16 protein-coding genes are annotated in these 11,173 nt (G+C 69.7%); 7 read left to right on the top strand and 9 right to left on the bottom strand.

Translation table 11 applies throughout. The features are described from left to right. A partial coding sequence (locus OQF71_RS11995) for an HAD-IC family P-type ATPase (protein ID WP_280587948.1) occupies positions 1 to 1,598 on the bottom strand: 1,598 nt, incomplete at its 3' end. Between the two features lie 30 nt (positions 1,599 to 1,628). Next, the gene (locus OQF71_RS11990) at positions 1,629 to 1,835 is read right to left on the bottom strand and encodes a hypothetical protein (protein ID WP_280587947.1); all 207 of its coding nucleotides are present in this window, start codon (positions 1,833 to 1,835) and stop codon (positions 1,629 to 1,631) included. A 97-nt stretch (positions 1,836 to 1,932) separates the two neighbouring features. Here OQF71_RS11990 and OQF71_RS11985 point away from each other — a divergent pair, with 97 nt between their 5' ends. From OQF71_RS11985 to OQF71_RS11955, 7 genes are all read left to right on the top strand, one after another. Continuing rightward, positions 1,933 to 2,106 (top strand): hypothetical protein, encoded by a 174-nt coding sequence (locus OQF71_RS11985; RefSeq protein ID WP_280587945.1) that lies wholly within the window; start codon positions 1,933 to 1,935, stop codon positions 2,104 to 2,106. 6 nt (positions 2,107 to 2,112) lie between these two features. Then, complete coding sequence (locus tag OQF71_RS11980) at positions 2,113 to 2,628, top strand: cytochrome c oxidase subunit II (protein ID WP_280587944.1); 516 nt, start codon at positions 2,113 to 2,115, stop codon at positions 2,626 to 2,628. Next, positions 2,625 to 4,415, top strand: coding sequence for a b(o/a)3-type cytochrome-c oxidase subunit 1 (locus OQF71_RS11975; protein ID WP_280587943.1), 1,791 nt, complete (start codon positions 2,625 to 2,627; stop codon positions 4,413 to 4,415). Before OQF71_RS11980 ends, OQF71_RS11975 begins: the two co-directional genes overlap by 4 nt. Beyond that, positions 4,412 to 4,627 (top strand): CbaC protein, encoded by a 216-nt coding sequence (locus tag OQF71_RS11970; RefSeq protein WP_280587942.1) that lies wholly within the window; start codon positions 4,412 to 4,414, stop codon positions 4,625 to 4,627. Before OQF71_RS11975 ends, OQF71_RS11970 begins: the two co-directional genes overlap by 4 nt. Before the next feature lie 83 nt (positions 4,628 to 4,710). Then, positions 4,711 to 4,956 (top strand): hypothetical protein, encoded by a 246-nt coding sequence (locus OQF71_RS11965; protein WP_280587941.1) that lies wholly within the window; start codon positions 4,711 to 4,713, stop codon positions 4,954 to 4,956. 78 nt (positions 4,957 to 5,034) lie between these two features. Next, on the top strand, positions 5,035 to 6,033 hold the full coding sequence (locus OQF71_RS11960; protein WP_280587939.1) for a Gfo/Idh/MocA family oxidoreductase: 999 nt from the start codon (positions 5,035 to 5,037) through the stop codon (positions 6,031 to 6,033). Between the two features lie 75 nt (positions 6,034 to 6,108). Continuing rightward, on the top strand, positions 6,109 to 6,483 hold the full coding sequence (locus OQF71_RS11955) for a thioredoxin family protein (RefSeq protein ID WP_280587949.1): 375 nt from the start codon (positions 6,109 to 6,111) through the stop codon (positions 6,481 to 6,483). Between the two features lie 88 nt (positions 6,484 to 6,571). On the opposite strand, the gene OQF71_RS11950 is transcribed toward OQF71_RS11955, so the two are convergent. The 7 genes from OQF71_RS11950 to OQF71_RS11920 form a co-directional block, all read right to left on the bottom strand. Next, positions 6,572 to 6,838 carry an elongation factor 1-beta gene (locus tag OQF71_RS11950; protein ID WP_092565372.1) on the bottom strand — a complete coding sequence of 89 codons (267 nt, stop codon included), beginning with the start codon at positions 6,836 to 6,838 and terminating at the stop codon, positions 6,572 to 6,574. Between the two features lies 1 nt (position 6,839). Then, the gene (locus tag OQF71_RS11945; RefSeq protein ID WP_123113203.1) at positions 6,840 to 7,019 is read right to left on the bottom strand and encodes an HVO_2753 family zinc finger protein; all 180 of its coding nucleotides are present in this window, start codon (positions 7,017 to 7,019) and stop codon (positions 6,840 to 6,842) included. Between the two features lie 134 nt (positions 7,020 to 7,153). Continuing rightward, a complete protein-coding gene (locus OQF71_RS11940) occupies positions 7,154 to 8,389 on the bottom strand; it encodes a tripartite tricarboxylate transporter permease (RefSeq protein WP_280587935.1) in 1,236 nt (411 codons plus the stop codon). Positions 8,390 to 8,496: 107 nt separating this feature from the next. Beyond that, on the bottom strand, positions 8,497 to 8,691 hold the full coding sequence (locus OQF71_RS11935) for a 30S ribosomal protein S17e (RefSeq protein WP_280587933.1): 195 nt from the start codon (positions 8,689 to 8,691) through the stop codon (positions 8,497 to 8,499). A gap of 126 nt (positions 8,692 to 8,817) precedes the next feature. Next, positions 8,818 to 9,474 (bottom strand): DUF447 domain-containing protein, encoded by a 657-nt coding sequence (locus OQF71_RS11930; RefSeq protein WP_280587932.1) that lies wholly within the window; start codon positions 9,472 to 9,474, stop codon positions 8,818 to 8,820. Next, entirely contained in the window at positions 9,471 to 10,475 is a 1,005-nt protein-coding gene (locus tag OQF71_RS11925) for a triphosphoribosyl-dephospho-CoA synthase (RefSeq protein WP_280587931.1), read from the bottom strand. Before OQF71_RS11925 ends, OQF71_RS11930 begins: the two co-directional genes overlap by 4 nt. Beyond that, on the bottom strand, positions 10,472 to 11,173 hold a 702-nt coding region (locus OQF71_RS11920), incomplete at its 5' end, for a tRNA-dihydrouridine synthase (protein ID WP_280587930.1). The genes OQF71_RS11920 and OQF71_RS11925, both read right to left, overlap by 4 nt.

Below are 11,173 nucleotides of genomic sequence, written 5' to 3'. Positions count from 1 at the left end.
TCTGCGCTTAGTCCTGCGCCCTCGACGGCGTCGACGATCGCCTCTGCGAGCGGTTGGAGCGAGGCTCGCCGGTCCGCTGCCGCCCGACGGCGCACCTCGTCGGGCGACGCGCCGTCGGTGACGGTGTCGAGCAGCCGCATCTCGCCGTCGGTGAGCGTCCCCGTCTTGTCGAGCACGACGGTGTCGATGTCGGCCGCTTCCTCGAAGACGGCGTCCGAGACGATCACGATGCCGCGGCGGGCCGCGTCGCGGATCCCGGCGGCGATCGCGAGCGGGGTCGCGAGCCCGAGCGCGCAGGGACACGAGACGATGAGCACCGTGAGTCCGACGAGCGCGGCGTCCACGGGCGTCGAACCGAGCGCGAAGGTCGCCGCCGCGCCGAGGACGGCGACCGCGACGACGAGCGGAACGAACACCGTCGCGAGCCTGTCGACGATCCGCTGAACCCCCGACCGCGAGCTCTGGATCTCCCACAGCAGCCGGACCAAGGTGTCGAGGGTGCTCGTCGCGTCCTCGCCGACGGCGACGACGACCGGCGCGTCGGTGACGACGGTGCCGCCGCGGACCTCGTCGCCCTCCCGCTTCGTCGCCGGGAGCGACTCCCCCGTGACGAGCGCTTCGTCGACGGCGGCAGTCCCCTCGACGACGGTGCCGTCGAACGGAACTCGCTCGCCGGGGCGCACGAGGAGCCGGTCGCCCGGCTCGACCGCCTCGGCCGCGAGGGTCTCTCCGGCCTCGGTGCGGACCGTTCGGTCGCCGGCCGTCGTGAGTTCGGAGAGCATTCCGGTCGCACGCCGCTTGATTCGCGACTCGTAGTGATTGCCCGCAGTGACGACGAGGATGACGGCGATCGTCACGTCGAAGTAGAGGTCGGTGCGGCCGATAAGCAGCGCGAGCGTACTGTACGTGTACGAGCTGGCCGCCGCCAGCGACACCAGAAGATCCATGTTCGGCTGTCGCGCCCGGAGGCTCACGTACGCGCCCCGCAAGATCGGATATCCCGTATAAAAGAGGACAATCGAGGCGAACACCCACACCTGCGCGAACAGGTAGGTGCCCGAGACGCCGCCGAGATCGAGGATCGGTTCGTACCCGAAGTAGGTCGGATACAGGAAGAGGGCGTACCACAGCATCGCCATCATCCCGAAGAAGCCGCCGCCGATCAGGAAGCGAACGACGTCGTCGTCGCCGTCCGGCTCGGGAGCGGCGCGGTCGCTCGCGGTGTATCCGGCGACCGAGAGCCGATCGGGGAGCTCGTCGGCGCTCACGGCCTCGGGATCGTAGTCGACGCGGATCGTGTCGGTCGCGTAGCTCGCCTCGGCGGCCGCCACGCCCGTCTGCTCGCCGGCGGTCAGTTCCAAGAAGGACTCGCAGGTCGCGCAGTGCATGCCGTCGACGTGGAGGAACGTCGTCTCCCCGTCGAACCCCTCGTCCGGCTCCGCCTCGGGGCGTCGCTCGTCGAGGTCGTCGAGGTCGTCGACATCGTCGAGCGAGCGGGCGACGGCGAGACACCCGCGACAACAGAACTCACCCTCGACGCCCGAGGCGGTGTGCGGATCGTCTCCCGTCGGGAGGTCACAGAGGGTGCAGTTCGACATTGAGCTCGGTTCCGGCGGCCGGCCGGCGCGCTACGCCTCCTCCGGATCCGCCGCGTCCGAGGCGGCCGATCCGGGGCGGAGGCTCCCGCCGGTCGCGACCCGGAGACTCCCCCAGATGATAAGCACGTTCACGAGCGTCACGGCGACGACGATCTCCGCCCGGTCGGCGATGAACACCACCGCCGGGATGAGGCCGCCCAACACGAGGAGTACGGCCCATTGGAGCGAGAACTTCATACTGCAACGTTGGGACTGCCGGCCATATATATCGCCCGTGTTTTCAGGTCTCGGGAACGGATAGATGTTATATATCCCCCAACCAATAACGCGACCTATGGGACAAAACCAAGCCGCACACGCATCAACAGACGATGTGAGCGGTGAGGAGGAGTTCGATCCGATCGGAACGCTTGCGCTCATCGGGATATACTTCGTCATCCTGTTGCTCGCATGGGTGTATATATACTACATCGAATTCCTCGGTCGTGACCTAGTCGTCGTGGGGTGATCGCGAATGCACATTCACGCCTACGAGAAGCTCTGGCTCGCGGCATCGATCCTGCTGATACTGCTGCTCATCGGCTCGGTCACCTACGGCGCCGTCGGACCTGGAGTGGCGATGGTCGCTGACAGCGAGCAGCCGGTCGACGCGCAAGCGCTCGACGAGGACGAGCGGTTCTCCGAACCGCGCGTCGAACAGGTCGGTGAAAACGAGTACGCCGCGTACATCGTCGCCTACCAGTTCGGCTTCGAGCCGAGTCCGATCGTCGTGCCCGAGAACAGTACGGTGACGTTCTACGTCACGTCTCGGGACGTGATCCACGGGTTCGAAGTCGTCGGGACGAACGCCAACACGATGGTCGTTCCCGGCGAAGTCTCCGATCTCACCGTCGAAGTCGAAGAACCGCAGGAGTACGGGCTCATCTGTAACGAGTACTGCGGCGCCGGCCACCACGTGATGGAGGGGAAGGTGCACGTCGTCAGTCAGGCGGAGTTCGAGGAGCGGAACGGCGGAGGTGACGGCGCATGAGCGAGGCCATCGAGGCCGAGCAGTCGTTCGTCGACAAGTTCCCCGAAGAGGCGCGGATCGTCCGCGCCGCGCTCCTCAGTTCCTTCTTGGCGCTGGTGCTCGGAGCGATCTTCGGGATCATCCAGACGCTCCACCGGACCGATGTGGCGCGGATCATCCCGTCAACCGACTACTACACGGTTCTGACCGCACACGGCGTGTTCTTGGCGATTAGCTTCACTACGTTCTTCCTCGTCGGACTGTTCACCTGGGCGTTGACCCGTAGCCTTGACCGCCCGCTCATCGACATCCGAATCACGTGGACGTGGTACGCGATCATGGCGGTCGGAATGACGATGACCGGCGTCTCGATCCTCGCCGGCTTCTCCAGTGCCATCGATATGAGCGCGGACGTGCTCTTCACGTTCTACGCGCCGCTGCAGGCGCACCCGCTGTTTTACGCGGGGCTCGCCGTGTTCATCGTCGGGTCGTGGATCGCCGGCGCCGACTGGTTCCGGACGTTCCTCGCGTGGAAGCGCGAGCACCCCGACGAGCGGATCCCGCTGCAGACGTTCATGGTGTTGACGACGATGGCGATGTGGTACATCGCGTCGTCCGCCGTGGCGGCGTCGGTCCTCATCTTCCTCTTGCCGTGGTCGCTCGGCTTCATCGATCAGGTGAACCCGACGCTGACTCGGACGCTGTTCTGGTTCTTCGGCCACCCGGTCGTGTACTTCTGGCTGATGCCGGCGTACCTGCTATGGTACACCGTTCTCCCGAAGATCGCCGGCGGACGGCTGTTCAGCGACCCGCTCGCCCGCGTCGTCTTCGTGCTGTTCCTCCTCCTCTCGACGCCCGTCGGGATTCACCACCAGTACCTCGACCCGGGGATCGCGGAGGGGTTCAAATTCATCTCGATGACGAACACGATGTTCCTGCTGTTGCCGAGCCTGCTCACGGCGTTCACGGTCGTCGCGAGCGTGGAGTACGGCGCCCGCCAGCGCGGTGGGACCGGCCTCCTCGGCTGGCTCACCGACCTCCCGTGGCGGAAGCCCGAGTTCACCGGGATGATGCTCGCGGGGCTGATGTTCGCCGCCGGCGGGTTCTCCGGGATGGTGAACGCCGGGATGAACATCAACTACATGATCCACAACACGATCTGGATCCCGGGCCACTTCCACCTCACCGTCGGGACCGCCGTGGCGCTGACGTTCATGGCCGCGACCTACTGGATCTGGCCGCAGATATCCAACAAGCCGATCTACAGCCGGTCGATCGGGTTGGTCCAAGTCGTCGTCTGGTTCATCGGCATGGCGCTGATGTCTAACGCGATGCACGCACAGGGAATGATGGGCGTGCCGCGCCGGACCGCGGAGCCCGAGTACGCCGGCTTCGATTACCCGGTGATGTTCGGCGGGTACGAGGAGCTCAACATCCAGATCGCCATCGGCGGGACGCTGCTTTTCGTCTCGACGGTGCTGTTCATCGGGAACCTCGTGCTCACGATGGGGAACCCGAAGGTCTCCGGGCTCGCCGAGTCGCTGCCGCCCGCGCTGTCCGGCCCGGACGACGCACCGCGAGTGCTCGACAACCTCCGGCTCTGGGTGGGAATCGCGTTGACGCTCGTCGTCCTCGCGTACGCGCTCCCGCTGGCGGCGATCATCAACCGCGGCGGACTGCTCGGCCCGGGCGTGGGGACGTATCCGGCGTGGCTGACGCCGGCGCTCGACGCGCTCGCGAGCGCTGTAACTCCGGTTCTCGATGCCGTCGGGGACGCGGCCGCCTCGCTCGTCGAGGTGGTCCGATGAGCCTCGACCTGACTCGCGGCGGACTCCTCGTCGCCTTCGCGATCTTCGGCGTGATCGTCTACGAACTCCGGACGGTCCTCGATTTCGTCGGCGTCGAACTTCCGCTCCTCCCGTATATGGCGGCCGTGTTCGTGCTCTCCGGCGTCCTCTTGTGGGTCGTCACGCTGACGGGCGGGTGGCGGACCGAACCCGAGGGCGACGAGCCGGCGTAGCAGCGCGGGTCGTTTCGGCGGATACGTGTTTTTTCGCGACCCCCGCACCGCGGGGGTTTTGTGCCGGGCGACCAATATCGGGTATGGAACGGACGCGCGTCGCGGTTCGGTGTGTCGACTGCTCTTTCGAGGCGGGATACGACGAACTCCCGGCGGCGCGGGCCGCGATCGACGACCACGAGTCGGCGACCGGTCACGAGGTTGTGTGGGAGATCAAGTCGCTCGCCGAGGGGATATCGCAGGCCGGCGCCGACGCTGGCGTCTGCGGCCGCCCCGAGTGTGTCAACGAGGACTCGCCGCTCGTGAACTCCGAGCAGGCGGAGCGGTAACGCGGCGCGGACGACCGCCGTTCGGGCCGGGCCAGAGTCACCGACCCTTTTTGTGATCCGACCCGTCGGTGGTCGCGTATGTCAACACGGCGTGACCCCCTTACCTTCGGCGTGCTCGGCACCGCGGGAATCGCTCGCGACGCGGTGATCCCAGCGATCGCGGCGAGCGACCACGCGGTCGGCGCGGTCGCATCGCGCGACGGCGACCGGGCGGCGACGTTCGCCGAGGCGCTGTCGATCCCGCAGAGCTACGATTCCTACGAGGCGTTACTGACGGACGACCGGCTCGACGCGGTCTACGTTCCCTTACCGAACGGGCTCCACGCCGAGTGGACGACCCGCGCGGCCGACGCCGGGCTTCACGTGCTCTGCGAGAAGCCGCTCGCGGTCGACGCGGCGGAGGCGCGCGAGGTGGTCGATCACTGCGAGGACCGCGGCGTCACGCTGATGGAGGGGTTCATGTACCGGTACCACCCCCGCACCGAGCGGGTCTTCGAACTGATCGACCGAGAGCTGGACGACGTGCGTACCGTCAGCTCGGCGTTCCGGTTCCCGCTGTACGGCCGACCGAACGACGTGCGCCTCGACCCGGCGCTCGCCGGCGGGTCGCTAATGGACGTCGGCTGTTACCCCGTGTCGATCGCGAGGGCGGTCCTCGGTGAGCCGGACCGAGCGTACGCGCACGCGAACGATACCCGCGACGACGGCGTCGACACGGAGCTCGCCGGCGTGCTGGAGTACGCGGACGGTCGGTCGGCGCGGGTCGCCTCCGGCTTCGACACCCAGCTCGTCCAGCGCTATCGGATCGACGCGACGAACGGCTGGATCGAGGTCGAGCGGGCGTTCGACGCGCCCGACGACGAGCCGGTGGAGATGACCTACGAGATCGACGACCGGCGCGGCGTCGAGACGTTCGGCCCAGTGGACCAGTACCGGCTGCAGGTCGAACACTTCGCCGACTGCGTCGCGGACGGCACCGCTCCGCGGACCGGCGGCGAAGAGGCGATAGCGAACATGCGGGTCGTCGACGCGCTCGCCGAGAGCGCCGCCGAGGGCGGCGCGGTCGACGTTTCCTGAGCCCGATCCGCCGACGAGCCGCGTGCCCACCCGCGCCGAGCGAGCGTTTATATGCGCCCAGACACAATTGTGCGTATAATGACCAATACTGCGGCCGACACCGCTGAGTCAGGTGAAAACGAAGACGTTCGGCGTCCGACCCCGCTCGCGGACGAGGACGCGCTCGACGCGTTCGTCGCCGACGCGGACGCCGCGCTCGTCGAATTCTACACCGACGGGTGCGGCATCTGTGCGAGCATGGAGCCCGTCCTCGGGAACGTCGCTCGCGCGCTCGACGTCGACGTCGCCCTGATGAATCCCCGCGACGACCCGCCGCTCGTCGAGCGGTTCGACGTGCGAAGCGTACCGCTGTTCGTGCTGTTCGTTGACGGCGAACCCGTCGCGCGACGCGCGGAGGGATTCATCCCCGGCGACGACCTCACCGCGTGGGTAGACGAACACGCGGCGTGAACGGTCGCCTTCGCGACGGCGAGTGACGAGTCTCTGCGGGCGGTGACAAGCGAAAAACGTTGCCGGATGCCGGCCGTAGCGGGTTCTTTTAAAGCCGACCGACGTTCTCGACGGCGACGGACTCGACGCCGTCGACGTCGGCGAACGCCTCTTCGACCGCCTCGGTGCCGCCCGCGCCGTCGGGCACGATGACGGTCGGCAGGAGGGCGACGAGCCCGAACGCGACGTCGTCGCGCTGGAAGCCGCGGATCTTCGCGCCCTGCGGGAGCGACTCCTCGAGCCGGTCCTGCAGGTCGTCGAGATCGACTTCGGGGCTGTTCGGCATGACCTTGATCTTGGCGGCGACGTCTCCCATACTAGGGTCCTCGGAAGCCGCAGTCGGGACACTCGTAGAGGTTGCTCTGCTTCCGGCACTTCGCGCACCGGTGGATTGTCGTCCCGCAGTCCGGGCAGGAGAACCGCGCGGCGTTCATGCCGGCCACTTGGATACCACAGGAGACACACTGTCGGGTGCCCTGCGTTTCACTCTCGCTCATACACTGAAACACCACCGCGCGACTTTTAACCGTTGTTCTTTGCAGGCGGCGGCGAACCGCGCCCTGCGACGCGGTACCGCGGCGCTCACGCGCGAGGCCCGCGAGGGGAGACGAACCGAGAAACGGGGGATCGCTCACCCGACTATCAGCGGGCCGATCAGGACGCCCATCAGGTGGACGCGACGAGCGCCGAGCCGCGGTGGGACGAGTCCCAGCGCGGCGGCGACCGCGAAGACGCCGACGCCGAACGGCCCGGCGAACAGGAACGAAAGGACGACGAGCAGCGCCAGTACGCTAACCGACAGGCGGGTGTAGTCGGCGTTACCGACGACACGGAGGTAGGCGTCACCGACGAGTAACACGAGCGCGAACCCGCAGGCCGCCGCGGTCCCGGCGGCGACGAGGAGGATCGGAAGCGCGAACGGAACCGCAGCGCGGTCGATGGCAACCATGACGCCCGTCCGCGGGGCGCCGAGCACCACGAGTGCGAACAGCGCGAAGACCGTGTTAGCCGTGTTGGCACCGCTCGTGGCGACGACGAACCCGCGGTCCCCCTCCGAGCGCGGGACCGCCGGCAGCGCGGCGACGGCGGCGATCGCCGCGGAGACGCCGGGAATGTAGCCGACCACCGCACCCGCGAGCGATCCGGCGCCGGCGCTCACGCCGAGGTCGCGGGGCGCCATCGTGATCCGCGCGTCGGCCTGCGGCGGGACGCCCTCGCCGCCGAGCGCGTCGACGAGCACGGGCGCGCCGAACAGCCCGGCGAACAGCGGCGCGAGGACGCCGCCGGCGTCGAGCGGCGCCGCGGGGTCGACATCGAGGGTCGCGAGCCCGAGTGCAGCGCTCGCGACGAACGCGAAAAATCCGCCGACTGCGGCCCGCTTCGATGACTCGGTGAACACGAGAAGGGCGAAGACACCGGCCAAAAGCAGCGGGAGGTGGGCCCGCACCGTCGGGTAGCCGCGGACCATGGCCCACGTGATCGGCACGGCGAGGGGGACCGCGAGCGCGACCGCCAGCCCGGAGCCGACCGCCGAGAGTCGGATCGCCTCGCGACCGCGGCCGGCGATCACGAGCCTGTGTCCCGGTAACGCCGCGACCGCCGTCGCCGCGTCGGGGACACCGAGCGCGAGCGCTGGGACGATGTCGAGGAAGGAGTGGACCACGCCCGCGCCGAGCATCGCGACGCCGACGAGCAGCGGGTCGGCGGAGACCGAGGGAGCGAACCCCGCGAGCAACAGCGCGAAGTTGTTCGCGTGGAGGCCCGGGACGAGCCCGCTCAGGGTACCGAGCGCCACGCCCCCGCACAGGAACGCGAGCGCGGCGGCCGCGAACGTCGGATCGGCGACCGGGCGGACGAGGGCGTCCATCGCGGCGGAGTGGCCGCGGCTTCGGTAATAAGCCGTGGGGCGGTCGGTGAGACCGAGCGCTGCGGCTCGGGGAGAACGAAACGAACGGTCGAGAACTCGAACCCGAATTACGCCTTCTGGGCCGCCTGCGACTTTTTCTGGGTGACGTAGCCGGCGATCCGGTTGCGGACGCCCTTCGACTCGACGGTGGTCAGGGACGTGACGCTCTCCTTGTTCGTCTCGAAGTCCGTGTTGAACGAGTCGGGGTACCGCTCAAGCAGGACGTTTCCGAGCTGCTTGATGTACTTGGGTTTGATGGCCATACCGAGCGATACCGCCGGGCCGAACTAAAAGGGTTCGTTACGCCGCGAACGGCCCCGAGGCGGTATCACGCCGGTCCGTGGCGCCGCACGAGCGCTCACGCGTCACCGTCGCGGTCACGGCCGTCGTCACCGATCACCCCGCTCGTCCGCGAGGGCCCGCCACCCGGTCGCCTCGTCGATCCGGGCGAACGCCTCGCGCTCGGCCGGCCCCCCGCAGCGGTCGACCACGTCCGCGAAGTACGTCAGCCGGTCGAGGAGCGCGTCCGTGTCGAATCCGGGCACGTCGAGCCGCGAGGCGGCCACTGTCGCGTCGACGACCGAACCGAACCCGCGGTTGATCGTCGGCACGCGCTCCCGGAGCACCTCGCTCTCGACGGGTTCGAGCGCCCACGTCCGGATCGTGGTATCGCCCTCGGTTTCGCTCCCGACCGCATCGACGGTCACCTCGACCCACGCGTCGACCGTCTCGACGACCGGGTCGTCGGTCTCGCGGACCGTCAGCGCGGCGTCGACGAACGTCCGCGGGTCCGTCGTGAACTGGACGACGCCGCCGCCGCGCTCGGCGAAGTTCCGCCACGTCCGGGTGCGGCCGTAGGTCCGAGCAGTCACGGGGGCGTCGGGGTCTGCGGGCGCGTGAATCCCGAGCGCAGCGACGTTCCAGCGGTCGTTCGGGCCGAGCGTCGTCACGACCGACTCCGTGACGCCGCGGAGCGCGACCGGCCAGCCGTCGGGCACGGCGGCGTCGACTCCCGTCGGGTCACGATTGGGGGCGTCGTCGCTCACGGCGCCACCTCCGCGCCGCGCCGGAGCGCGACGTACAGCGCCGCGCAGGTGAGGTCCGCTGTCGTCCCGGGGTTTATCCCCTCGTCGACGAACGCCGTCGCCAGCTCCTCCGCGCCGTCGAGGTCGGCGCCGTGGACCGCGTCGGCGTCGATCTCGTCTGCGTCGACCGCCTGCTCGGCGATACCGCTCGCCTCCGCGTCCGGTCGGTCGAGCAGCGAACCCGCCCGAACGCTCGCCTCGCGGGCCGTCTCGGAGCCGTGAGTCGCGGCGACCAAGGTGTCGGGGTCAGCGGCGAGGAGTCCGAGAAACGCCCGCGCGGCCCGGTCGGTCAGCGGCCCCGTATCGGCACGGATCCACTCGACGGCGCGGAAGGTACGCGGGAACCCCTCCACCCACTCCTGCGCGTTGCGGTCGGGGACGCGGTCCGGGTCGTCGGGGTCGGCCGAGATCGCCAGCACGTCTCGGAGCGTGAGCCCCCGCTCGCGGAGCGCAGGGGCCGCGTCGCTCCCGCGGCGCACGTCCAGGTCGGCGGCGTCCGCCGGCGGGCCCGCGACGGCGACGTCGACGTGCTCGAAGGCGCGATAGAACGCGACCGCGTCGTCGACGGTGGTCCCGCGAGTCACGCGGTCGACGGCGCCTGGGCCGAGGTCTCCCGCGGGCGGGTCCGCGACGGTCGCACGCAGCAGCGGGACGAGCAGCAGCAGACAGCCGAACTGGGTGTTCGTTCCCGCGCGGTCGGCCATCCCCGCGACCCCCCGCTCGAAGGCGGCCCCGACGGACGCCTCGTCGCTCGCGGCCAGTTCGAGCCCCTCGCGGGCGCCGACCGCCCCGCCGAGAAAGGACTCGAACCGGAGATCGTCCACGTCCCGCCGCCGGTCGACGTTGCCGGGCTTGGGGGTGCCGGCGACTTCGAGCAGGAGCGCGAGGGTCGCGTCGCCGACCGGGTCGCGGGCGGTCCCGGGGTCGGTCGTGGGGGCGGCCCCGGTGTCGTCCCGCGTCACGGCGACGCCTCCGGTCGGCCCCGCGACTCGTCGACGGACAGCTCCCCGTCACGCCACGCTCGCACCGCGTCGGCAACGCGCGCGAGGGCCGTCGGATGTTCGGTCGGCCGGCCGACGCTGACGGCGTCGGCCCCGTACGCGGCGTACTCGGCGACGGTCCGGCGGCCCCGGACGCCGTTGTTGGCGATCACGGTGAGGTCGGCGCGGGCGTTCGTGACTTCGTCGGTCACGTCGCCGACGACGGGCTCCGAGTCCATCGCGTCGACGTGGAGCCAGTCGGCCCCCGCGTCGCCGACCGCGTCGGCGACGGCGGCGAGGTCGACGCCCGGGACCTCCGCGCGGACCTTCACGCTCGTCGTCGCGCCGGATTCGGCCGCCGCGGCGACGTACTCGGCGAGTCGGTCGCGGTCGCGGAGCAGGGACTCCCCGCAACCGACCGCGCACAGCTCCGGCTGCCGACAGTGAGCGTTGACCTCGCAGACCGCGCCGCGGTCGGCGCACACCGCCGCCGCCTCGCGGACCGGCTCGACGGTCGCGCTCCGGACGTTGATCCCGGAGCGGACCGGCGCGTCGGCGAGCGCGGCGAACTGGCGGTCGATCCACGCGAGCGGGTCGTCGGGGAGGAACTCCGCACGCCCGCGGGCGGCGAGATCGCGGGCCGCGTCCCGGCTCGCCGGGTCGCGCGCGCCTCGGCCGGG

Source organism: Halorubrum sp. Boch-26 (genome assembly GCF_029889805.1).
GTDB lineage: Archaea > Halobacteriota > Halobacteria > Halobacteriales > Haloferacaceae > Halorubrum.
Note: the sequence above shows the minus strand (reverse complement) of the source record. Positions and strands in the feature narration are given on the sequence as shown.